30 protein-coding genes are annotated in these 23320 nt (G+C 38.8%); 7 read left to right on the plus strand and 23 right to left on the minus strand.

What is annotated here, in order from left to right; translation table 11 throughout:
• Nucleotides 1-73: 73 nt before the first annotated feature.
• The 5 genes from ABOA58_RS26235 to ABOA58_RS26255 all read right to left on the minus strand — a co-directional run bounded on the left by ABOA58_RS26235 (nucleotide 74) and on the right by ABOA58_RS26255 (nucleotide 1920).
• Entirely contained in the window at nucleotides 74-328 is a 255-nt protein-coding gene (locus tag ABOA58_RS26235; protein ID WP_350300610.1) for a hypothetical protein, read from the minus strand.
• Nucleotides 329-361: 33 nt separating this feature from the next.
• Complete coding sequence (locus tag ABOA58_RS26240) at nucleotides 362-595, minus strand: hypothetical protein (protein ID WP_350300611.1); 234 nt, start codon at nucleotides 593-595, stop codon at nucleotides 362-364.
• Nucleotides 596-801: 206 nt separating this feature from the next.
• Nucleotides 802-1248, minus strand: a complete 447-nt coding sequence (locus tag ABOA58_RS26245) for an ArpU family phage packaging/lysis transcriptional regulator (protein ID WP_350300612.1) — start codon at nucleotides 1246-1248, stop codon at nucleotides 802-804.
• A 51-nt stretch (nucleotides 1249-1299) separates the two neighbouring features.
• Nucleotides 1300-1536: a hypothetical protein gene (locus tag ABOA58_RS26250; RefSeq protein WP_350300613.1), complete on the minus strand. Its 237-nt coding sequence runs from the start codon at nucleotides 1534-1536 to the stop codon at nucleotides 1300-1302.
• A 147-nt stretch (nucleotides 1537-1683) separates the two neighbouring features.
• The gene (locus ABOA58_RS26255) at nucleotides 1684-1920 is read right to left on the minus strand and encodes a hypothetical protein (protein ID WP_350300614.1); all 237 of its coding nucleotides are present in this window, start codon (nucleotides 1918-1920) and stop codon (nucleotides 1684-1686) included.
• Nucleotides 1921-2529: 609 nt separating this feature from the next.
• Here ABOA58_RS26255 and ABOA58_RS26260 point away from each other — a divergent pair.
• On the plus strand, nucleotides 2530-2667 hold the full coding sequence (locus tag ABOA58_RS26260; RefSeq protein WP_350300615.1) for an anti-repressor SinI family protein: 138 nt from the start codon (nucleotides 2530-2532) through the stop codon (nucleotides 2665-2667).
• 260 nt (nucleotides 2668-2927) lie between these two features.
• Here the strand turns inward: ABOA58_RS26260 and ABOA58_RS26265 are convergent, their stop codons facing one another.
• The 6 genes from ABOA58_RS26265 to ABOA58_RS26290 form a co-directional block, all read right to left on the minus strand.
• On the minus strand, nucleotides 2928-3092 hold the full coding sequence (locus ABOA58_RS26265) for a Fur-regulated basic protein FbpA (RefSeq protein ID WP_350300616.1): 165 nt from the start codon (nucleotides 3090-3092) through the stop codon (nucleotides 2928-2930).
• A 171-nt stretch (nucleotides 3093-3263) separates the two neighbouring features.
• Nucleotides 3264-3800 carry an ERCC4 domain-containing protein gene (locus tag ABOA58_RS26270; RefSeq protein ID WP_350300617.1) on the minus strand — a complete coding sequence of 179 codons (537 nt, stop codon included), beginning with the start codon at nucleotides 3798-3800 and terminating at the stop codon, nucleotides 3264-3266.
• A 2-nt stretch (nucleotides 3801-3802) separates the two neighbouring features.
• Nucleotides 3803-4234, minus strand: a complete 432-nt coding sequence (locus ABOA58_RS26275; protein WP_350300618.1) for a hypothetical protein — start codon at nucleotides 4232-4234, stop codon at nucleotides 3803-3805.
• 246 nt (nucleotides 4235-4480) lie between these two features.
• On the minus strand, nucleotides 4481-6910 hold the full coding sequence (locus tag ABOA58_RS26280) for a phage/plasmid primase, P4 family (RefSeq protein WP_350300619.1): 2430 nt from the start codon (nucleotides 6908-6910) through the stop codon (nucleotides 4481-4483).
• A gap of 70 nt (nucleotides 6911-6980) precedes the next feature.
• Complete coding sequence (locus ABOA58_RS26285; RefSeq protein WP_350300620.1) at nucleotides 6981-7418, minus strand: DUF669 domain-containing protein; 438 nt, start codon at nucleotides 7416-7418, stop codon at nucleotides 6981-6983.
• A gap of 15 nt (nucleotides 7419-7433) precedes the next feature.
• Nucleotides 7434-8351: an AAA family ATPase gene (locus ABOA58_RS26290; protein WP_350300621.1), complete on the minus strand. Its 918-nt coding sequence runs from the start codon at nucleotides 8349-8351 to the stop codon at nucleotides 7434-7436.
• 234 nt (nucleotides 8352-8585) lie between these two features.
• Here ABOA58_RS26290 and ABOA58_RS26295 point away from each other — a divergent pair, with 234 nt between their 5' ends.
• Nucleotides 8586-8711, plus strand: a complete 126-nt coding sequence (locus ABOA58_RS26295; RefSeq protein WP_350302978.1) for an aspartyl-phosphate phosphatase Spo0E family protein — start codon at nucleotides 8586-8588, stop codon at nucleotides 8709-8711.
• A gap of 51 nt (nucleotides 8712-8762) precedes the next feature.
• On the opposite strand, the gene ABOA58_RS26300 is transcribed toward ABOA58_RS26295, so the two are convergent.
• The 5 genes from ABOA58_RS26300 to ABOA58_RS26320 form a co-directional block, all read right to left on the minus strand.
• Nucleotides 8763-9311, minus strand: coding sequence for a host-nuclease inhibitor Gam family protein (locus ABOA58_RS26300; RefSeq protein WP_350300622.1), 549 nt, complete (start codon nucleotides 9309-9311; stop codon nucleotides 8763-8765).
• A complete protein-coding gene (locus tag ABOA58_RS26305) occupies nucleotides 9308-9481 on the minus strand; it encodes a hypothetical protein (protein WP_350300623.1) in 174 nt (57 codons plus the stop codon). The genes ABOA58_RS26300 and ABOA58_RS26305 overlap by 4 nt, the downstream gene beginning before the upstream one ends.
• Nucleotides 9482-9802: a hypothetical protein gene (locus tag ABOA58_RS26310; protein ID WP_350300624.1), complete on the minus strand. Its 321-nt coding sequence runs from the start codon at nucleotides 9800-9802 to the stop codon at nucleotides 9482-9484.
• A 120-nt stretch (nucleotides 9803-9922) separates the two neighbouring features.
• Nucleotides 9923-10174 carry a hypothetical protein gene (locus ABOA58_RS26315; RefSeq protein WP_350300625.1) on the minus strand — a complete coding sequence of 84 codons (252 nt, stop codon included), beginning with the start codon at nucleotides 10172-10174 and terminating at the stop codon, nucleotides 9923-9925.
• A 19-nt stretch (nucleotides 10175-10193) separates the two neighbouring features.
• Nucleotides 10194-10427, minus strand: coding sequence for a helix-turn-helix domain-containing protein (locus tag ABOA58_RS26320; protein ID WP_350300626.1), 234 nt, complete (start codon nucleotides 10425-10427; stop codon nucleotides 10194-10196).
• Nucleotides 10428-10635: 208 nt separating this feature from the next.
• On the opposite strand from ABOA58_RS26320, the gene ABOA58_RS26325 reads away from it, so the two are divergent.
• Nucleotides 10636-11295 carry a LexA family protein gene (locus ABOA58_RS26325; protein ID WP_350300627.1) on the plus strand — a complete coding sequence of 220 codons (660 nt, stop codon included), beginning with the start codon at nucleotides 10636-10638 and terminating at the stop codon, nucleotides 11293-11295.
• A 17-nt stretch (nucleotides 11296-11312) separates the two neighbouring features.
• A complete protein-coding gene (locus ABOA58_RS26330) occupies nucleotides 11313-12665 on the plus strand; it encodes a recombinase family protein (RefSeq protein WP_350300628.1) in 1353 nt (450 codons plus the stop codon).
• A 34-nt stretch (nucleotides 12666-12699) separates the two neighbouring features.
• Here ABOA58_RS26330 and ABOA58_RS26335 read toward each other — a convergent pair whose 3' ends face one another.
• The 4 genes from ABOA58_RS26335 to ABOA58_RS26350 form a co-directional block, all read right to left on the minus strand.
• A complete protein-coding gene (locus tag ABOA58_RS26335; protein WP_350300629.1) occupies nucleotides 12700-13149 on the minus strand; it encodes a hypothetical protein in 450 nt (149 codons plus the stop codon).
• A 113-nt stretch (nucleotides 13150-13262) separates the two neighbouring features.
• A complete protein-coding gene (locus tag ABOA58_RS26340) occupies nucleotides 13263-14105 on the minus strand; it encodes a DegV family protein (protein WP_350300630.1) in 843 nt (280 codons plus the stop codon).
• A gap of 191 nt (nucleotides 14106-14296) precedes the next feature.
• The gene (locus ABOA58_RS26345; protein WP_350300631.1) at nucleotides 14297-14980 is read right to left on the minus strand and encodes a response regulator transcription factor; all 684 of its coding nucleotides are present in this window, start codon (nucleotides 14978-14980) and stop codon (nucleotides 14297-14299) included.
• A 47-nt stretch (nucleotides 14981-15027) separates the two neighbouring features.
• Complete coding sequence (locus ABOA58_RS26350; RefSeq protein ID WP_350300632.1) at nucleotides 15028-16170, minus strand: sensor histidine kinase; 1143 nt, start codon at nucleotides 16168-16170, stop codon at nucleotides 15028-15030.
• A 613-nt stretch (nucleotides 16171-16783) separates the two neighbouring features.
• Between ABOA58_RS26350 and ABOA58_RS26355 the strand changes: the two genes are divergently transcribed.
• On the plus strand, nucleotides 16784-17419 hold the full coding sequence (locus ABOA58_RS26355; RefSeq protein WP_350300633.1) for a YigZ family protein: 636 nt from the start codon (nucleotides 16784-16786) through the stop codon (nucleotides 17417-17419).
• A gap of 178 nt (nucleotides 17420-17597) precedes the next feature.
• On the plus strand, nucleotides 17598-18620 hold the full coding sequence (locus ABOA58_RS26360; RefSeq protein ID WP_350300634.1) for an LCP family protein: 1023 nt from the start codon (nucleotides 17598-17600) through the stop codon (nucleotides 18618-18620).
• A gap of 155 nt (nucleotides 18621-18775) precedes the next feature.
• Here the strand turns inward: ABOA58_RS26360 and ABOA58_RS26365 are convergent, their stop codons facing one another.
• The 3 genes from ABOA58_RS26365 to ABOA58_RS26375 form a co-directional block, all read right to left on the minus strand.
• Complete coding sequence (locus ABOA58_RS26365; protein WP_350302979.1) at nucleotides 18776-19825, minus strand: glycosyltransferase family 4 protein; 1050 nt, start codon at nucleotides 19823-19825, stop codon at nucleotides 18776-18778.
• An 86-nt stretch (nucleotides 19826-19911) separates the two neighbouring features.
• The gene (locus ABOA58_RS26370) at nucleotides 19912-21015 is read right to left on the minus strand and encodes a glycosyltransferase family 4 protein (protein WP_350300635.1); all 1104 of its coding nucleotides are present in this window, start codon (nucleotides 21013-21015) and stop codon (nucleotides 19912-19914) included.
• An 18-nt stretch (nucleotides 21016-21033) separates the two neighbouring features.
• Nucleotides 21034-21777, minus strand: coding sequence for a WecB/TagA/CpsF family glycosyltransferase (locus ABOA58_RS26375; protein WP_350300636.1), 744 nt, complete (start codon nucleotides 21775-21777; stop codon nucleotides 21034-21036).
• Between the two features lie 111 nt (nucleotides 21778-21888).
• Between ABOA58_RS26375 and ABOA58_RS26380 the strand changes: the two genes are divergently transcribed.
• On the plus strand, nucleotides 21889-23319 hold the full coding sequence (locus tag ABOA58_RS26380) for an O-antigen ligase family protein (protein ID WP_350300637.1): 1431 nt from the start codon (nucleotides 21889-21891) through the stop codon (nucleotides 23317-23319).
• Nucleotide 23320 lies beyond the last annotated feature (1 nt).

The raw sequence follows: 23320 nt of genomic DNA on the forward strand, positions 1-23320 counted from the left end.
AATTATAAAATTGATAGGAAACAGTTAGTTTTGTTCTATTATTTCATTCTTCCACTCCTTTTTGCTTATACGTTCAAAAAAAGTTAATTTCCCGCAAATAAAAAGCACCCAATGAATGAGTGCCCTTGATTTCATGACATTCCTTTAACTGATATATCCAAGACTTCTGACATTGGAAAAACACCCTATATACCTTACCGTTCATGCATTCTGTTCTAAATTCTCTATATAAATGGTCACATTTATTAATGGTTTCAAGCTGCTCGTTATTCTGACGAACCCTAGCTGTTGGTGTTCTATATACCATCAACTCACCTGCTTTCTCCAAAAAATAAAGAACTCCCAAAGAAATTCTCAGAATTTAATATGCCTTTTTCAAAATAGGTAAAAGCTCGTCTAATAGGTTCACATCTTTATTTTCTAACTGAAGCCATGGTATAAAATTCATTCCACCTTTGTCATTCACCATTTCAGCTTTCCCATAGTATTCTTCTCCATTTGAAGCGATATAAACATCCCATAACCTTGTAACATTACCTTCATACTCAATACTAACCAAATAATGTTCGACGTTAAATATTTTATGATTTGACAAAACAAGAACCTCCTTCCACCCTATTATTTGACAAAAGTCCTGTATTTCCTTCTTTTCCCACACAAAAAACGACACTCGTAATTTGAGTGCCGCCCCTTTTCTTTATTCCCGATGATATAAATTTACCATGTCTAAATCCAAATGAATGAAAGTTATATGAAAATATTTCTAAATAATCTTGAAAGTTTTTTGAAACATTTTTGAAACTAACTCCCTACGGTTACAGCAAGATTAAGCGTTAAAGCCAAGCGATAGAAGGCCTTCCATCTAATCTTTCCATAAGTGACATGGCTAATTGCAGGCTGGAATTTAAAACAGTACACCTGAAAATCATTTATATAATCGCTGTCCTGAGACATGTAACGTTCTTCAATTAAAAATCTCTCCATTTTAGGCAATCGTCTTACAGCCCATTCAGTACGTTCACAATAATCTTTTTGATATCTTTGTTGATCCGCATTATAGATGGCAATATCACCTGTCTGATCACTAGTCTGATTAGTTGGGCCATGATAACGTACTTCTGAGCTTGCTGTTACAGATGCTTCTCGCTCTTCAAAGATTAAGTATTTATATAGGCGATATATTTCCAAATGAGACTCCACAGCTGACTGCGTAGCATTCCGATCTAATTCAGGTAATTTAAAGCTCATTGTATCCCCCATTTCTTAAAAACACCCCAAGCCTAAGCTCAGGGCAGATAATTACTGATTGATTGCTTCATCTTCTGATTCAAGTTGATCATCTGGAACATTCACTGTCCCATTGCCGTCCACAGAATACTCAATGCCTTCATGATCATCAATACTCATTTGACCGTCTGGCGCATTATCTTTTTGTGGCCTGCTTTCCATTACTTCTTTAGGAGTTTGATAAGCGTATGTTAAATCGATTAAGAAATACTGACCGTACTTGTTATATTTCTCTGTGATTTTGTGCATTTGAAGGTTGTCATTTTCTTTAGCAGCTGAAACAATTTCCTCTGCTTGCTCCCGAGTATCTGCGTAATTAATAACCGTTATTTTTGATTGAATGTATAAGTGGACTAACTAGTCCTTTATAGAGAGTTAATAAAAGTTTTCCTTTGTTTATAGGGCGTTTCTAGCCTTAGAAAGTCTTTCGGCTGCTCTTTCCCTTTGTTCATCTGTATAGACCCGTTCTTTTTTCATACTGACCTGTTTTTCCGTTAAAGTTCCCTTAACGGCTATCGGTCCATCATCCTCGGATTCTATGACGAATAACTCTGTTAAATTAGAGAGTTTTCGAATGTGTTTTGGCACAGTAGAGTAAATGGTCCACTTGCCTGTACTGTTGTCAAAAACCAATGAAGTTTCTTGTTCTTCTCAGGAATAACCCATATATGCTTACCTCCCTGTTTAATCGAACTGTGTACTACTTCTCCAAAGATTCAAACAATGGATATATATTCCTGTTGTGGGTTAATCCGTTAAGATGATAAAATTATCCCTTATTCTTAACATTCAGAAGTGGGGTAATTATTTGTATTTTCCAACCATCCAATTTAATTCTAATGATATCCATATTGTGAAAAATAAAAGTCAATGTGAATGTAACATTGAATATTTTTCGTTTAATAATTTTTCAAGAAACACTTTAAGACAGATTAAATTCAGACCCCTGTCAAAAGTAACTTGTACTACTTGCAAATCCTTCCTACATTTTAAGGGCAATTTGTAAATAGACTCTTAGTTGATAGATTTGTGTAACTATTCTTGTTTCCAGGATAGTTACTTTTTTGTGTCGTGGTATCAAACAGTTTCTAACTAATTTCGACAATTAATGTCGAAGGGTAAAAAAAAGTGTCTAATAGATGTTGTTCAACGTCCTTTAAAATTATGGTATCGTAAATATAAGGTAATATAACCATATAAAGACTATAAAAAGATTAGGATACCTTATATATGGGAGGGAACATGTCAAATTCTTTATTTATCGAAAAAGACTTAGATAAGGATTGGGTAGAATTGATATTATATGCCCGAGAGTTAGGTATATCTATTGATGAAATTAGAGAATTCATAAATCGATCACAACCTTCGGAACCTGAGTAGGGTCTTTTTTATTTCAACTTTTTAACTTATTGCAAAGTTTGTGTCTACGGTACGATTCTCATCAACTTAGCAAACCGAGGAGAAGAGAAATCTTCTACCGGGAATCGCCTTTGCTCGAATGTGAGATTATGAAGCACTTCAGATTGTAGACTTTCTGTTTAAGAGGAGAGATAACCTCAAATCCCCTCACTAATAAATCCTTGATGGCTTGTTCAGCTTCATGCTTCCTTTGGCGTCTGATAATATCTGGTTGAATTTTATTAATCATGTCTTCCCCTAGCTTTTTCAGCTTTATAGATATCCTCCAATTCGCTCAAAGTTAACTCATATAGCTGCAATCCTTCCGGCGTTTTGAAATACCCCATTTTCAAAAGTTCATTTTTATAAAAATCTTTTTCAAGTTCTACTCTTTTAGGTAAGTACATAGTTCAATCCTTTCTAGCAAAATTAATATCTAGTACAAAATGACAGCCGCACGTACAAGAAAATTTATAATTATTTAGGCGTTGACGCTTCCCTGAATACACAACAAACTTACAAGCTGGACAGAAAGCTTTAAATATTTGTCCGTTCATAAGTCTTCATCCTTTCACAGTTTAGATAAATCCTTTTTTCAGTAATTCTCGAGTCATATAGTAAAAATGATGGAAAATATAGTTCCCTGTGGCACCAGGAGCTAAGAAAACAGTTGAGAAGTTATATCTAACCTCAAATGTCTTCAAGCTTCCCAGCAGCGCTTTAGGTTCGTATTTACTCCGGTACAATCCATTCAATATTTTTTGATAGCCTTCCAGGTCTTCTACAATCATGACGAATGGATTTTTGGAGGCCCTAATCAATTCATTTTCAAACCGGTTCCGGTCCTTAATGGATCCCACCAGCTCATCCACTCCATTTTTTCGTTCAATACCTGCGGCCAGGTATAAGTCCCTGGTGATTCCCATTTCAATATTTTTAGGAATCATTGCAGAGTAATCGGCTGTTTTCATTGTCCTTATTTTGAAAGGAACATTTTTCTTTCTAAAATAATCAAGTACATGTTGGTTTTTTTGCTCCCTGGTATCCACAATGATTTCAAGTGTTCCCAGGATCTGTTCTAATTCCTTGTCGGAATATCTATAATGTATGGCCACATTTACTGCCTCCTAAAGTACGACATTGCACGATTAAAAATTTCCTTGGATAGTTTATCCGTCACTTCATTTTCAAAATTACATATTGGCTCAGTGACCTTATCCCAGCCGTTATTATTCAAATCGATTAGCAATTGCATAACAGCTGCCGTGCCAGCAGCATCATAATTTAACCAATCATTTATTTTTCCGTTCATATCCTGGTCGATACCACAATAGAATTTAATAATCTTGTCCATCGTCTGCTTAACTGCATGATCCTGGTCAGAATAATTCCCTTGCAGGAAAGCAACGATTCTAGCTTTATATGATTTGGCTAAGTCTTCTAGTTCTGGATAGATATTTTCTGGGTTGTCTATGTACAATTCGTCATTTTCCAGAACAAAGGGAGATCCTAACGATTTGAAATCATCAATTATTTGTTTTGGATGCATAAAACACCTCTTTTTCATGGGTTACAAAAGGGTTACAAAGTTAAACACGCTTCAGCCTTAGAGCCACAAGGGATTAAGCCCTAGGGTTACTAAGTGTTACCCATTTTCGTAAAAGATCCCTATATATATATATTATTTTTTTATTTATTTTTTCATGGGAGTGAACAGGGAAAATAAGTAACACTAAGTAACCAAACAATAAAAACCAAAATCTAGTATTCTCTTAAACCCTTATACACCAAAAGTTTAAAGCTTCTTTCTAGTAATATGAGTGACCTTGTTTGGGTTACTTTTCTGTGTCTGTTTAGTAACCCCCTTAGTAACCCTTTCTTCATCATCTGGTAAAAATCCAGCACCTGCATATTGATTCAAGGTGATTCCATGAATGAAGTTTTTGTTCTTTGCACCTTTTTCCTTTTTAAATCCTCGAATTTCTAACTGCCTATAAAAAACACGATTTTTTAATTCCATTTCGTTATTCTGATAACACCACTTTGTGTAATTCTCATATAAGGTTTTAGCTTCAATTTTTGCATTTACTTTAATTGAACAATTTTCATCAATGAAGGGTCCTAAAATATCCATGTCTTGTCTGTATTCCTCTGTTGCATCTCTTACGGCATCAGGCTCACCCAATCCATCAGCCTGCCATTTTAAGCAGCCTTCCACAGCCCAACGAAGTATGCCGGGCATTTCCCTTGCTAATTTATCTGGAAGATCGTAGTCGATTTTGTCTTTAGGTATCGTTACAGTGAAAGGAATTAATTTAATCCTTCTCCATATACCTTCATCCGATCCTTTGATAATTGGCTTATGATTTGTCGTGAAGAAAACTTTAAACTCAGGTGTAAATTCAAAGTATTCTTGTCTAAGGAAACGGGCGGACATCTTCTCTCCACCGGTGATTTGCTTAACCAATGATTCAGACAGTTGCTGCCCTTCCTCACTCTCTACGGCTGATACAAACCGGGCACCGTCCAGCCTGGCCACATCATTATTGATTCCACTGTCATTTTTCTTTTTTAAAAAAGTGTCACTGTTTGTTTGCCGGCCGTAATCTCCAAGTAGATCCTGGATTGTATTTATGAAAGTTGATTTTCCATTTCGACCATTACCGAAAAGGAAAAACATGATTTGTTCCTTTGTTACACCCGTGAATGAATATCCAATGGCTTTCTGAAGAAATCCAATAAGCTCAAAATCCGGTTTCCCCTCTGGTGTTAGAAAAATGCTTTCTAAGAATCCAATCCAGTTCGGACATTTTGCATCCTTCTTATATTCGATTGGAGAAATCTTAGTAAAGAGCAAGTCTCTATCATGTGGGCTTAATTCTCCTGTTTTTAGGTCAATAACTCCGTTATCACAATTAAAAAGAAATTTATGAGCATCCAGGTCTTTCTTTTTGATTGAGACCATTGGCCTTACATCCAAAATGCTGTTTATTCGAATGGCTCGTTTTTCACACTTCTTTGCCCAATCGTTAAGCTGTTTTGCACGATATCGATCTTCTTCCGTTTTTGACTCCTGGTAGAGCCCTCTAAGCGTTTTAGCAGCAAGAGCTTCGATGTTCCTTTTGCTATCCTCCTGCCATTGCTTTCCGTTCCATATGAGCCATTCCAGTTCGTTACAGTACCGGATATTGTCGCCATGGTAATAAACGATTCGCTCTGCATTTCCCAGCTCTGTTAAATGAAAATTTGGGACCTTATCAATGATTTCCTCAGTATCTTCGATTTCATTTGGCTCATCCGAAATGTATATTTCATATTTCTTTTCCTCAGGCGGTTCAAAATCAGATATGGTTGAGGGAGTAGCAAGAATGGCCGTTTCAATTGTCATTTGACCATATGTCCGACCGTCCCCTGAATGCTGCTTATCCCACTTTTCACGAAGAAGACTTGATTCACGAAACATGGAATCCATTTTCGATGCGTCCTTACCAGTCCAGAAGGCCAAGTGATTGCACAAAGCCATATCTGTGGAAGAGTGGTCTCCATTGATCAGGAGGCCTTGAAACAAATCCTTAATGTTGCCGCCACTCTTACTGTTGAACATTCTTTCCCACAGATCGGCATTAGAAAGGCTACTGAAGTCTTCCCTTTCCCTTTGCTCTGTCCTCGCCTTTGGAGCCGGCATTTCTTTTCCCTTCAGGTACTTATCAAAGAGAACCTTTAATTCATCCGAACGATCCACAATTAGGACCTCTCCCAGGCTATTCCCTGTGAAGGTGAAGTAACGACCGTGACGATAAACCTCTAAGCCAATCCCTGAGTTTTTCCGGCCGGTACCAGGCCCCTTTAACGGAAGCTTACCTTTCGCGATAATATGAATGCCTTCTCCACTTGGGGAATATTCCGTATAGCTTTGGACCGTTTCAATAACATCTTCAGCAAGCTCAGTAAGGGCTCCTTCATTCACACAATGGTCGATATCAATTCCAATGAATGGATCATCTTTGGAAAACATAAACCCTATTCCGTCATATCCGCCCTTCTCAAAGAACTTAATAATTGTCGGAAAGGTAGACCAGCTGCGTTTATTATTGGATTGTGCCATCTCCCCGTTTATTTGATATGGAACCTTGGTGCTTTTTCCCCCACGTTCTTCTTTTCGCCATAGGATCCAATGAGGAGTGTTTTTAAGCTCTACAGGTATATTGTGAAATTGATGTGTCATTTGATTACTCCCTTTTGAAAAGGGAGCCTATCAAGCTCCCCTCTATTCATTGAATCTATTAATTTGTTGCTTAAAATGGAACATCATTGTCGGAAATCTTGATTTCATTGTCCGGCGCTGAAGCTTCAGAAACTTTAAACGCTTTAACCTCTGCGAATTTCTTGCCATTATACTCACGTTCACCCACTACTAAACGAACAGGCTTTTTCAAAAAGGTATCTGCCCATTCCTTATAAGAACCAAATTCCATTCCGTCCGGGAATTGTGCAGCTTTCGAAGCCTGTTGGAACCTCCACAGTGTGTTATCAGAAACGATGAAGTTATCAAAAAGGACCTTTTGTCCTTGGCATGGTTGATCTACATCTGAACGAATTTCATAATCAACAACAACCATGTTTTTTCCTGTTGAGGATACCTTTTGTTCATAATTCATCACGATTGCTTCATATTCACCTGGCTTGATTTGTTCGAAATTGGATTCACCTTTTGTATGGTCTACTTTAAACATTTAAAATTCCTCCTATTATATAAATTCTGCTAATCTTTCAAGCGCTGTACTTGCAAGTTTGATAGAGAAATCATCAAGCTTTGTATTTGCTTTAAATTCAAATTCTTCGACTTTCTTTTGAGCTTCAGCATTGCTGGATGCAATAGCCTTCACCTGTTCAATCAAGCTAACCCTTCGGTCTTCTTCCTCGGCTTTTACATCTATCCCGAGCTCGAGCCATCGAAAAAGCTTTCGACCAACATCAACAGTAATTTTCTGCGGCTTACCTTCAAACATCTGAGTATTATCCTTGGATACATCAGCAACATGATCAATATCAATTATAAAATTGAGCATGAACTCATATTCCATTTCTTCCTTTTGTACAGGCTTGGTACCAACTTTTCTTGGTGCCATCTTACCTTCACTGTTCGGCTCCACAACATACTCTGTTTTGGTCCTAAAGGTTGCCAAGATATGAACATTATTTTGAGTAAGTGTTTTGATTAACTTAGTTGTTTCCGGTGCAAGCTTGCCCCAGTTTTGAAATGAATTACCGGACATTTGCCCATGGGTTTCAACTATGCCGCCCTCACCCATCCAATTGTGAGAAATAGAGTCCACTATAACCACCTCAGCACCAGCTGCCTTTATTGTTTGAACGGCCATTTGATATCGGTCAGTTGTGAATGGCGGTGTAAAATCAATGTGTCTGAATTTACCGATACGAATATCACCGATTTGCAAGTTGGCATATAATTTTGATCTCCTGTGTTCGGTATCAACTACACCAATCTTCAGCCATAACTCAGACTCACTGGCATCTGGATATGCTTCTTTCATCATTCCGTAAGCAACGACCAGGGCACTTACTGTTTTGCCAGAGCCGCTGCAGCCAATGAAGCCTACGACTGCCTTTTCCTTTTCGCGTTCAGCTTCTGTGACTTGGAACACGTAATCACCTTCTTTACACTTATTTCTTATAGTTGCATCTAGTTGATTCAGATTAATTAATAGTGAATAAGGGCTAACAAAATACAATAATTGTCGATATATCACTTTTTTTGACAAAACTATTTAAAATATTCATATTTCGTAATACTATAGACTTAGTTATTCCATAAGAATTTAAAAGGAGCCACTACTATCTGTAATTTCAAATCCCAGACGGAATTATTAGATTTAAAAATAAAGTTTCTAAGAAAAAAACTTGTACATTGTGGTCTAAACAAAGGTCTTTCTCATTGGGAAACCATTCACTATAGCCAAAGGCTAGACAAGTTAATTTTTATGTCTTTATTACAATCTAAATAACCTTTAACTATTGACACTTTCCTCTAGCCCTTTGAAACTTTTAATTCTGAGTCATACTTCAACAAAATAAGAAGTTGACTCAGGTTTAACAATAACTCCAGGTACAATCTGGCCGTTCTCATCCACCACTACCTTTTCACCACTGATTTTTACGATTTTCAATGACTTTTTCAAGTCGGCCCATTTCACACTATTCTTGATGAATTCATCCATTTCGTTTTCAATAACGTATTGAAGGATAACTTCCTCATTTGCCTTATCAGGGGCCTCCTTAGATTTGCGGGTTTTCGATTTGCCATATGGTGTGCTGATGGTTTTAGCCTTTGGATCCTCAGCCAGCTGTTTAGCATGGTACAAGGTAACAAGTGATTCAAAAAAGCTCACGCTATTGGTAATAGATGAAAGTTCTACTTCCTCCCATTCAGCAATACGATCACGTTCCACGTTAGCCAGCTGCTTGATTTCCTTCTCCTTTGACTTAAGAGCAGTAAGTTTACGGAATGCCCAATTTAGGCTGTTGATGTCCGTAATTTCAAAGTTTGTTTCCTGCGATTGGATTTCTTCAACTTCCATAAGCTCAATTTGTTGTAATGAATTCATTTGTTTTCCTCCTTCAACTCGTTTTCAAGAGATTCATATATTTCAATTAGATCATCATAAAAGTGGCTTCCACCTAAAGCAGGTTCATGTTTCTCCAGGATTTTATAGAGACTTTCTAATTTAGGATTAGCAGGACTAAAAACAGTATTTTTCTTTGTTTCGAAATACATTTATTTGTCCTCCTGTTGCATATTTGGATTAAAAATGAATAGAATATCTATAAGCGTTGTAAAATTTTTAGGACTCCTGTCTGCAAACAGGGGTCTATTATAATTGATTGAGTATGAAGGATATACATACTTCACACCAACAACAGGTAAATTAATTTCTGTGATAAGCTCGTCCTTGCGATTAAACAATTTGAAAACCCCATCATGCTCGATAATGTCATCCACAGCTTGTCCACCGAATTCCTTACCAACCTCAATGGTATAAATAAAAGGATGGGTTGCTTCAGCAGTTACCTCAAAAGACTTAATCCTTCTTTCCAATTGCTCCACCTCCCTTCAAACGCCCTGCAGTCAAAGAGCTACCGCACATACATCCACCTAAAAACACCAGTAATACGAAGAATCCGGAAACCATGAATTCGCCCAATGAGTTATCCCCCCTTAAGAAACCTTCTTATCTTCTTCACTTTTTTCTAATGGCTTTTTATAGGTCAAATAAGTTCGGAAATGCCCGTTTTCCTTAACAACTGTTCGATCATAATTTTCTAATGGATTTTCCTTTTGGGTTGAGCCAGGTGCTGTATACTTCCAAGCACCGGCTCTATTAAGGAGTTCAGACAGCCCTTTAGGAACAGGTACTTCATATCCCCCTAGAGATATACTAGTTACAATTAAATCCTCCTTAATCCTCATATGACCACCTCCCTCTACTTTAGTGGGTAGAAATCCTCTCTATTTCTCTACTTAAAGTAGAGTCTGCATTAAAAAAAATAAAATCATAACTTAAATCTAAAATGTCACAAATCTTCTTAGCTTCCTTTATCGTTACGTCATCAGGTTGTTTCTCCATCTTGCTGTATGTTTGAACATGAACACCTAGCTTTGAAGCTATTTCGCGTTGTGTAAAACCTTTTAATAATCTGGCTTGTTTTAGTGTGAGAATCATGGTTATCACCTCGCTTTTTACCCTTCACAATCACATGTTATTCTACTTTTAGTAGAATGTCAACGATCTTCTAGTAATTTTTATCTACATAATCTACTTATTTTTCACCAAATATACTAAAAGTAGAATTTTTTCGTTATTATATTGAATTAATTCTACCTTTGGGGTAATATAAACTTTATAAAGAGACCGAACGGAGGGAAATAAATTGAGTATTGGTAAAAACATTAAAAAGCTGAGAGAAATACATAATCTTTCCCAAAAAGATCTAGCTGAAATTGCTGGAGTATCGGATAAAGCTGTATCAACTTGGGAGAATGGAATAAAAGACCCTCGAATGGGTGCAATTCAAAAAATAGCTGATCACTTTGGTATATTGAAAAGCGATATTATCGAAGACAAGGAAACAAAAGTTAATCCCATTAATCCTTTAAAACAGCCTAAAGTTGAAGGATTTTCAAAACCAATGCCATTACTAGGTTCCATTGCAGCAGGTCTCCCTCTTGAAATGATTCAAGTTCAAGAATGGATTAATGTTCCCTCAGAAATTGCTGATAAATATCCTCACGCTTTCTTAGTAAAAGTAAATGGAGATAGTATGAATAAAATTGTACCTTCAGATGCTTTAGCTTTGATTGACCCTACTTTAGAAGTAAATAACGGGGATGTTGCTGCCGTTGCAGTAAATGGTTATGATGCAACTTTAAAAAGGTTCTTTAAGTTCCAAAATGGAATCACGCTGGAACCAGAGAGCTTTAATGAAAAACACATAACACAATATTACGATCATAAGGAACAAGAATTTAATCCTATTCACATAAAAGGAAAGTTAGTTTGGTACATGGCTCCATTAGATATTAAATTCTAATTTGAAAGGTGATTATTATGACTAAGGCGGCCCTATATATTCGCGTTAGTACACGGGAGCAGGTCGAAAATTACAGTATTGAAGTACAAAAGGAACGTTTGGAAGCATTCTGTAAAGCTAAAGGCTGGGATATTTATAATATTTATGTTGATGGTGGATTCTCAGGTTCAACATTAAACCGACCAGACTTGCAAAGAATGATTAAGGATTTAAAAAATATTGATGTAGTCCTGGTTTATAAATTAGACAGATTATCTAGATCACAAAAAAACACACTAGAATTAATCGAAGAACATTTTTTAAAGAACAATGTGGATTTTGTTTCCATCACAGAAACTCTTGATACCTCTACTCCTTTTGGAAAAGCCATGATTGGAATACTATCTGTTTTTGCACAATTAGAACGTGAAACGATTGCTGAACGCATGAGGATGGGACACATTAAGCGCGCTGAAAATGGTTTAGGTTCAATGGGTGGAGATTATGACCCAGCAGGATATTTGAGAGAAGATGGGCTCCTAAAAATTAAGGATGCAGAGGCAAAACATATTCAAAGAGCGTTTGATCTCTATGAACAGTATCATTCAATCACAAAGATTCAACAAAGCCTGAAAGAAGAAGGACACCCCGTATGGAGATTCAGAAGATACAGAGACATCCTAGCTAATCCTTTATACATAGGCATGGTTAGCTTTGCTGGTAAGCTTTATAAAGGACATCACCAACCTATTATTACCTCTGAACAATTTGAACGCGTACAGGTACTATTACAACGCCATAAAGGGAACAACGCTCATAAGGCTAAAATGAGCCTATTATCGGGGCTATTACGTTGTCAATGTTGTAATGAACCTTTTGTATCGTATTCATCGAGCATATCTAAGAAAAATCCCAAAAGTTATTATTACTACATTTGCCGAGCAAGAAGATTTCCATCTGAGTACGATGAGAAATGTAACAACAAGATTTGGAATAGATCAAAATTAGAATCTATAGTGATTAGTGAATTAAAAAATATCTCAATTAAAAAGTCAAAGGCTCAAAAGAAAGAGCAAACGATCAACTACGAAAAACTAATTAAAGATACGGATAAAAAAATGGAAAGAGTCATCGAATTATACACAAATGAATTAATCAATAATGACTTACTGGAAAAACAAATGAGCAAGTTGAATGCTGAAAAAGAAAAATTAATAAAGAATCAAAGGTCTACTTTCGAGGATACACAAATAATCACTGATGAAATATTAGAGAATATCCAAAGTGACTTTAAGGATTTAGAGTTTAAAGATAAACAAGCAATTGTACAAACATATATAAAAGAAATTCACTTAGAGGGTGACAACGTCATAATTGATTGGCGTTTTTAATTAGTCATTTTTTTATGTATTCATTCCCGGCTATTCATACAGCCCATACCAGAAATTCACCTTTTCCTTTTACCGCTTCAACGACACAGTCGGAGGCATTTTGTTGACCTGCGGATAAAGTGCCTGTCCAACTCATCACATTGTCAGGAATCGTAAACTGAATGCCTGGACCTGTCCACCTATAAAGCTTTGCACATTCACTGACCCGTCCCATCATGATGCACGAGCGGCAGTAAGAGCAATCTTGATCGCAAATCTTGCAAGGGAAAGTATAAAACAGGGTTTGATCTTTGTTACCGCAGCGCATACAGTGATAACTGCCGTTCCCGGATTGCACGCCGCAAGTTCCCGAGACATACCCATTCTTGAGGTGCTCTGCGAGGAGTTCTTGGGAGAAGGGGATTTCGAAGGCCAAAAGATGTTTTCCAGTGAGATGGTTCTGAAGTTCCGGGGAATAAGGCGGGGAAATTCTCATTTTTTCCAAACTGCAACCTCCATTTCTTGATAAAATACACTCCCCCTTATCATTCGCTTTTAACTCCCGGATTCCTTTTTGTTCATAAAAAAACGCCTTTCACTTAGTAAAGGCGTCACAGCTTAAATTTTATACCAGCCCATCCCCATCGAGCCTTCGCCCAGATGCGTTCCGATTACTGGACCGAAGTAGCTGATGTCGAACTCGACATTCGGGAACCGGGCTTCAAGTTCTGCTTTCCAGTCTTTTGCTTCACTTTCCCGTTTTGCATGAATGATGACGGCTTTATATTTCTCGCCGCTCGCCGCGTCTTCTCCAAGCAAATCGGCAATCCGTTTCATCGCTTTTTTTCTTGTACGGATTTTTTCGAATGGGACGATGACCTTATCAACAAAATGGAGAACCGGCTTCACTTGAAGCAAACTGCCAATCAATGCTTGAGCACTGCTTAAGCGTCCCCCGCGCTGCAAATGGGAAAGGTCATCTGCCATGAAGTACGCCCTGACCGATGGCTTCATCTCTTCAAGCCTGGCCATGATTTCTTCTGCACTTTTATTATCGAGTGCCATCTTTGCCGCCTCGATCACATAAAACCCCTGTACCATGCAGCTGATTTCCGAATCAAAGGCATGAACCTTAATTCCCTCGACCATTTCACCCGCCGATACCGCTCCTTGAAACGTTCCGCTGATGCCGCTCGATAAATGTATGGAAATAACATCATCATATTCTTTTTGCAGTGCCTCGAACTTCTCGACAAATTTCCCGATTGGAGGCTGTGAAGTGGTCGGTAATTTCTCCTGCCTCTTTACTTCCTCATAAAACTCATCCGCAGTAATATCAACTTCCTCCCGGTAAGCTTCATTGGAAAAAATGACATTAAGCGGCATCATATGTATATGTAAACGTTCACGCAATTCCTCAGGTATATATGCAGTGCTATCAGTTACGACTGCGGTTTTCATAATAGTACCATCCTTATAAAAATTTACTTCATATCATACTCACCATTCTATCTGAAAATGCCTTTATTTGCATTAAATTACTTTCTGCATTACCAAAAATATGAATCCAGTTAATCATCCTTCCAACAAAAAAGTCCAGCCCTTCAGCACGCATTGCGGATTCTGAAGAGCCGGACTTATCGATCGTTTTATTACTTCACTTCTACCCAGCCGTTTTTAATAGCTAGGACAACCGCTTGTGTACGGTCATTCACATTCATCTTCTGAAGAATGTTACTCACATGGTTCTTGACTGTTTTTTCACTGATATATAGAGTTTCGCCGATGGCACGGTTGCTTTTCCCATCCGCTAAAAGTTGAAGCACTTCACATTCGCGTCGAGTCAATAGGTGAAGCGGCCTCCTGATTTCAATTGTATGTACGGATTCACGATCCGAACCCTCTTCAGCTGCCAAACGGCGATATTCTTTAACTAAATTATGGGTCACCTTCGGATGAAGGTATGAGCCGCCTTCAGCGACTACACGCACAGCATCAATCAACGCATCTGCGTCCATTTCTTTCAACAGATAGCCTTGTGCTCCTGTTTTCAATGCGTGCTGTACGTAGTTTTCATCATCATGAATGGAAAGGATGATGACTTTTGTTTCAGGGTAACGGTTCACGAGCATTTTTGTCGCTTCGACCCCATTCATGTTCGGCATGTTGATATCCATGATAACAACATCAGGTTTATGTGTTTCAACGAGATCCATAGCTTCACTTCCGTCATCACCCTCGGCAACAACATCAAAGGATGATTCAAAATCTAATATGCGCTTTACGCCTTCACGGAAAAGCTGATGGTCATCGATAATGATGATACTAGTCTTCAACGGCTTCTTCCTCCTAGTTTCTATTTAAAATGTCTATTCTCTATAGTTTATATATGGTAGGGAATTTGTATAAATACTAAAGTGCCTGCCCCTGGTTGTGAATCTATCGTCATTTCACCTTCCAGCAGCTCGACTCTTTCTCTCATTCCCACCAAGCCAAATGAACCTTCTTTTTGAATCGAAGCGTCAAACCCCTTTCCATCATCCTTGACGACGACGGTCACCATCTCCTTGGAAATGGACAGTTTAACTTGAATCTGTTTTGGGTCCGCATGCTTCAATGAATTTTGTACTGCCTCTTGAACCAGCCTGAATAAAGCGACCTCCATATCGGAAGGAAGCCTTTTGACCTGCCCAAGGTTGACGAAATTCAGATTCACGCCATTATTATAGTCTTCGGTCGTTTGCAGGTACTTTCTGAGGGTAGGAACTAGTCCTAAATCATCAAGCGCCATAGGACGAAGGTCATAGATGATTCTGCGCACCTCATATAAAGCATTCCTTACCATGACCTTTAAACTGCGGATTTCCACTAACGCTTCATCAGGACCTCTCTCCCGTTGCACTCGTTCTATCAGATCTGAGCGCATCATGACGTTTGCCAGCATTTGCGCCGGACCATCATGAATTTCACGTGAGAGCTTTTTACGTTCCTGCTCCTGGGCTTCGATTATTTTCAGGCCGAAGTCCTGTTTGCGTTTCGCTTCTTGAAGTGCTTCCCCGACAAATTTAAGATCCTGTGTCAAATAATTCTGTACTACCGATATTTGCGAGACGAGATGCACCGCTTTATCGATCGTCTGCTGTAAACCCCTTAACCTTAACTCTAGCTCATCCCGGCGATTACGGAGCTCTTTCTCCAATTGCCGGTTAATTTGTAAATCTACTTGCAGCTTATGTGCCCTTTCATAAGCATCGCGCACCTGTTCTTCAGAAAAATGGTTGAAGTGCATACTGACTTCTGAAAGCCTTTTTCGAGCAAACCTGGCTTTTGAATCCAGTGCATCGCTGTCGGTTATCACAATGGCAACCCTGATTTTCACATCATCAAGCTCTTTTGATAATGACTCGAAATCCTTTCGGCATTGTTCGCCGATATCAAAGACTTCATCTTTACTTTCACTAACAGTGCTCACCATTGTTTCTAAGATCTTGTCCAATGCTTTAGCATCAACCTTTTTTATGGACATTAAGATCCCTCCACTTACCAAAAGACTTAAACAATTTATTGTCTTAAAGACTATGTATATGGAAAAAAGTTCTTTTCCTTTTTCATGAATGGTTAAATTTCAGGAAACTTTTGTATGAAGTAACCTTCATGAACATATTGTACCAAAAAAAGATTAAAAATACGTTAATTTCCTTTTGTGATTTCCATAAAATGTACATATTTACTATACATCTCATATTCCGGCCATTAAGTCTGCCTTTTAAAGGCAGAAAGCCATTTCAATTATCCTAATACATATATCCTTTTCAAACAAATGGGACATTCCGCTCCATTGATTATCATATGAAACAGATGCATTTATTAAATGGCAAAATCCTTTAAAAGAGAGGACACGTTAAGGTAAAGCCAGGATAATGGCACAGAACTCATGTTTTTACTACAATGTTATTCTTTTAAGCATATATGACCAGCTAATAACAATAACAGGCAATGAAATTAATTATAACACGTACAGCTTTATCTTATATTAAAGTTTCTTTACACATGCGGCTTGTAAATGAATCGTCATTGCCACTTTTTCCGCAAAGCCTTATAATAAATCAACTAATAGGAAGTACGAAGGTGGAATAGCAATGCTCACTAAATATTTAACGGTGGCAGGTCGCGGCGAACACGAAATCGTCATTGAAAAATCCCGTTTTATTTCCCACATCGCGCGGGTCGAAACCGAGGATGCCGCACAGGCCTTTATCCAGGAAATCAAGAAAAAGCACAAAGATGCCACACATAATTGTTCAGCCTATATGATCGGGGAACAAAATCAAATCCAAAAAGCCCTCGACGATGGGGAACCGAGCGGAACGGCAGGCGTCCCTATCCTAGAAGTGCTTAAGAAAAAGGATCTGAAAGACACCGCTGTTGTGGTCACAAGGTATTTTGGCGGCATCAAACTTGGTGCTGGCGGTCTAATTCGCGCATACAGCAAAGCGACTTCAGAAGGTATAAATACCACGGGTGTGGTCATTAGAAAACTAATGCGGGTCATTTCGACAACCGTCGACTATACCTGGCTTGGAAAATTGGAAAACGAATTGCGATCTTCCATTTATCAAATAAAGGAAATACAGTACCTTGATCAGGTCAATATCCTTGTATATGTTGAGGAAACACAAAAAGAGACATATACTGCCTGGATTACAGAGCTGACAAATGGTCAAGGCCACATCACCGAGGAAGAAATGCTTTATTTGGAAGAGGAATTCGCCTGATATATTTCTGCATATTTTTCCTTTTTTATGCTGTAATATAATTGAAAAGAAATATTTATTTTACGAAATTATTAAATCATTGTAAAATTAGGTGTAATATATGACGAAATATAAACTGCAGGATTCGAAAAATAGCGATATATGTCTGATGTTCGTTATTTAAAAGGAGAAGAAAAAGATGTCTACTACTAGGCGTGTTTATAAAATTAAAAAAACAAAGAAGAAAAGGCGAAAGAGGCTTTGGTTATTGCTTGTTCCCCTGCTTGTACTCGGTCTGGGCGCTTCTACGTATGCTGCAACCCTGTATATGAAAGCCCAGAATGTATTCAATGGTTCGTATGACCCGGTTGAGGCTTCAGCCAAGCGGAGTGAAACGGTCGACCCGCTCGAAGATAATTTCTCGATCCTTTTCATAGGGATCGATGATAGTAAGGACCGTGACTTAAAAGGAAATTCCCGCTCGGATGCTTTAATTCTGGCCACATTCAATAAAGATCAGAAATCGATTAAACTTTTAAGCATTCCTCGTGATTCATATGTGTACGTTCCAGCTAAAGGAGTAACCACGAAAATCAACGCGGCCCATGCAGCCGGTGGACCGAAAGCGACGATGGACACCGTAGAGGAATTATTCGATGTCCCAGTCGATTATTATGTCCGCATGAACTTTAATGCTTTCATCGATGTCGTAGATTCATTGGATGGTATCGAAGTCGACGTCCCTTATGAAATGTATGAAATCGATTCACATGACAAAAAGAATGCCATCCATCTCGAAAAAGGATTACAGACTGTTAATGGTGAAGAAGCATTAGCGTTTGCACGGACACGTAAAAAGGACAGTGATATCCAACGTGGTGAGCGTCAGCAGGAAGTCCTAAAAGCCATCATTGCCAAAGCAACCTCTGCTGGATCACTAACGAAATATACAGACGTAATGGAAGCAGTCGGTGACAATATGACAACGAACCTTCAATTCTCACAAATGAGAGGTTTCATAAAATATGTAACTACCGATAAAGGCCTCAATCTTGAAACCATCAAACTTGAAGGTCAGGATTCTACCATTAGCGGAACCTATTATTATCAGCTGAACGAAACATCAGTAGCGAACACTAAGCTGTTGCTTCAATCCCACTTGAACCTGGGACCAGCTGAAGGCACTGAAACTGAAGCTGTTCAATCACAAATACAAGAATAAAGTTAAACCCCCACTCGTCATGAGTGGGGGTTTCCTTTTTTGTTATCTTTGCGCCCCCTCCAGTTAGGAGCAAAAAAGCCACCAGCCGTTACTTTACGGCTGATGGCTTTTCATATACCAAAATTGGCTAATCTAGCAATCTATCTCCAAAATGATCATGGCTTGTTTTTAAAGTTGAGCATCTTGAGCAACGGCTGGTAGTTTGAATTGACCAAACCAATTTTCTCCACAAAAATCTCTATGATCAGCAGAAGTCCCGTTACAAGGATCAATGCTCCCCACATCGTTGCAAATGAGAAGATTATGGCTGCTAAACCAAAGCAAGCAGCTAAAGCGTAAATGAGCAAGACAGTCTGTTTATGAGTGAATCCCAAATTTATCAAACAGTGATGTAAATGGGATTTATCAGCAGCCGAAATCGGCTGTTTATTGACGAGCCTGCGGATGATCGCGAAAAATGTATCCGAAATGGGAACACCCAAAATGATGATCGGTACAATCAATGAAATCATGGTAACGTTTTTAAACCCTAGCAGGGACAGGACGGCAATGATGTAACCTAAGAATAATGCGCCTGTATCTCCCATGAAAATCTTTGCCGGATGGAAGTTATATTTCAAAAAGCCAAGAGTGCTTCCAATCACGATCAATGCGACCATGGCAACAAATAGGTCCCCTTTAATGAGGGCCATAGTTGCAATTGTCACTAATGCGATCGTTGAGACACCGCCTGCAAGACCATCCAGTCCATCTATCAGGTTAATTGCATTAATGATGCTGACTATCCACAAAATGGTGATCGGTATACTTAAAACACCAAATTCAAGTGTATCGGTAAAGAACGGTAAATTGATGAATTCCACTTCAAGACCGCCCCATAATACGATGATGAGGGCAGCCAAAACCTGGCCCAGGAATTTGGGTGCAGCTCTTAATTCAAAAATATCATCAGCCATCCCGATCAAAATGATGACAAGGGCTCCTACCAGAAGGGGCAGCTGCTCCCCAAAATCATCCATGAAAAGCAAGTAGGTAATGAAAAAACTCAAAAATATAGCTAAACCGCCCATACGCGGCATAATTTTACTATGCACTTTTCGCTCATTCGGTTTATCGGTAGCTCCTAACTTAAAGGCCAGCTTTCCGACAAAAGGAGTCAAAAAAATGGATAATAAAAAGGCTACCAACAAGGCCCCTATTAACATCAAGAACATCAAGAACCACCTCAATTCAACTAAAAATCTAATACCCGTAACCGATCTATAAGAAAACCTATATATAAATGCTTATTTTAATTTTTCATCCTCAAATAAACATTATATACGTTATTGGCTAAAATCTCTATAGAAAAGTTGTTTTTTGCAAATTTTTGTAAATCCATCCCTATCTTTGTCAGGTCCCCGGATTTTTTTAATTTTAACGCATTGCAGATGGCCAATTTCAGCTGTTCGACATTGCCGATATCCGTTATCCAGCCCTTGCTTCGATCGGGAATCAATTCCTTTACACCGCCGACATCACTTGTGATTGCCGGAAGACCCGATCTTGCTCCTTCAAGTAAAACCAGTGGAAAACTTTCACTTAAGGAAGTCAATAGTGTGATGTCCCCCAATGGGTAGATTCGATCTAAATCTTCACGATACCCTAAAAAGTGCACGTGATCGGATAATCCCTTTTCCGTGACCATCTCTTCCAAAGCCGATCTCCTGCTCCCATCCCCTGCAAGCAGCAGCTTTACATGGGGGAATTCCGATACCACTTCACTTAATGCCGCAAAAGCAAATTCATGACCTTTCACACGTTCAAGCCTTGCTGGCATGATGATGATGAAATCCTCTTGCCCAAACCCGAAATCTTCTCTTTGAAACGGGAAAGGCAGTTCCTTTTCAAAGTCAATTCCGTTTAGGATCTTTGTTATTTTGGACGGATGGATTCCTTGGTCAATCAAGTCCTGCTTAAAGCGGTCTGAAACCGCCAGTATATGATCGGCATATTGAAATGACCTTACATGAAGGCCCGTATACAATTTTCCTTTTACACCCTGCCCTAAAAAGTCATGTTGAGGTGAACTGTGAACAGTAAGAAGCCAAGGGCATTTAATGAAGCGCTTAATAAAGGCCCCATATATATTCGCCCGCGGACCATGTGTATGGATGATGTCTATATTATTTAGACGGATAAAGTCCCTTAAAGGTTTCAAAATTGAAAGGTCATATTTGGAATGTTGCTTGAAAAGTTCGGTTTGTATCCCGGAGGACATGGCCCGCCGGTATAGTTCACCATTTTCAAATACACCAAGCAAACACTCCTCTTTATTCAATTGGTTCAGTAAGGACATAATATGAAACATACCGCCGCCAGTTTCATTACCGGCGTTTAAATGCAAGATCCTCATCCAGTCCACTCCTTATGTTCAGGAACGCTGCACCGATTTCCTCAACCGCCTAACCTTTAATACGAATCTTGGCAGCGCAAGCATCCGTTTCCACCGTGAAGGTTGCTGGATAAGTCGGTACAACCATTCAAGACGCATCTTTTGCCAGAAAACCGGGGCGCGGTTCACCTTACCCGCAAGGACATCAAAGCTTCCCCCAACCCCCATGAATAACCCCTTATTGAAAAATGCATAGTGCCTGGAAACCCATTTTTCCTGCCTAGGGAACCCCAATGCAGTCAAAATGATGTCAGGTTCAAGTTCCGCTATCGACTTAGGCAGGGTATCATCCTTGATATCAATGTAACCATGGTTGTATCCCACCAACTCGAGACCCGGGTATAGTTCTTTTACTTTCAGGGCCGCCGCTTCAATCACGTTTTCCTCCGCCCCAAGCAGGTATACCTTCAGCGCTTTTTCATCAGCGACCCGAAATAATTCATTCATCAAGTCGAATCCTGTAATCCGCTCTTGTAAAGGTTGATTTAGCCATTTAGAGGCCATAATAATACCAACGCCATCAGGAGTGATGTAATCAGCCGATAAAATGATGTCTTTATAACCCTGATGTTCATTTGCATACTCGACTATTTCCGGATTTGCCGTAACGACAAACGTTTTTTCCTGATTCATCAATCTTGGATATATCATTCCATTCATGAATTCATCCATATTGCTATCAATGAATGGTATGGATAGTATCTCAACAAACTTTTCTGTCATTTCACTTCAGCCTTTCATATGTACTATACATCTAAAGGGTGGGGTATTATTCAAGAAATTTTTTCATACACATCATAGAACGTGATTTTGGATTCAAAGGTGGTTAATCAATTGAAGTTTATAGAAAAACAATCGTTACCCATTCTATTACTGTGCCTGCTCGTCCCATCGGCAGTGCCTCACCCTATCGCCGGTTACATGACAACGGCGTTGATGCTCGTTTTTATCGGTATAAATAAAAAAAACCTGTTATTAATTCTATTCATTTATTTCCCTGCCCGTCCCTTATTGATGGAACTGAATAGCGGCTTAACCTATACAGGTGACCTGATCATCCTCACCTTATTCGTTTCTTTGCTTATTGAAAGATTTAAAAAGAACGAATGGCAATTTTCGAAATATCATTTTACTGCGCCATTTTGGTTGTTTTGTTTAATTGGCGCTGCAGCTGCACTCATGAACGGAGTGGGAATCCTCCCCATCCTTTTTGAACTTCGTGCATTGCTTATTACATTCTTGCTTCTTTACATTATCGGTGAATTAAATCTAGAAAGAAAGGATATCTTTCGCTTTTTGAAGGTTATCCTAATATTTACAATCTTACTTTGCCTCCATGGCATAGTGGAGAAAATCTTTTTACGCACGATCCTGCTTCCACACACATGGGAAATGTGGAATCTTTCTCCAACAAACCGGATGAGGATTTATGGAGCACCTGCCAATCCCAATGTATTCGCCTTATTCTTAAGCATCCAGTTATTCCTTAGTTTCTTTCTATTTCAGTCGCTGAAAAAATATAAATGGATCGTCTTTCTCGCTGCCATCCTGCTTTCCGGAACGTTACTGCTTACCTATTCGCGGGGCACGATGATTGCATTCGGGTTCGCGGCGCTTGTCTTTATAATATGGACCAGAAATAAACCATTTCTCAAATATGCTGTAGGAGCATTTTGTCTCGGCCTGCTTCTTATTTATTACCCAGTTTTATTTGCATCAAGTAAAGTGGAGGTATCCGCATCGATTCCCATGGAAAATGTGATAATCGGCAGCACCCCCTCTACTGAAAACGAACATGCCCTCTCCAATCGTTTTTCAGATATGTTCTCTGATAAGACTCTGCACCAAAGTACAGAGTGGGGCCGTTTATATGTCCTAATCAAGGGAATTGAAATTTTCAAAGATCACCCGATAATCGGTACAGGGTTAGCAACCTTCGGAGATTCTGCCACACTATCCTTTTCCTCACCAATTTATCAGGAATACCAAATTGGTGAAAGGATGTATACCGATAATCAATATATCCAGATTCTGGTCCAAACTGGTGTGCTGGGCTTTCTTGCGGTTCTTGCATTCATCTTTTTAACCTGCCGTACAATCCTGAAATCAGGAAAAGGCACTTTGGCAGCGTTCACCATCTGCCTGATGTTGGCCGCATTATTAGCAGGACTTTTCTACAATATTCTCGAAGATAAAACGTTTACGCTGATATTTTATAGTTGTTTAGGATTCTGTTTACAGAAGGACATCATTTTAAAGGATTGAA

The sequence above is a fragment of the Peribacillus frigoritolerans genome, assembly GCF_040250305.1.
In the GTDB taxonomy this organism is placed as follows: domain Bacteria; phylum Bacillota; class Bacilli; order Bacillales; family DSM-1321; genus Peribacillus.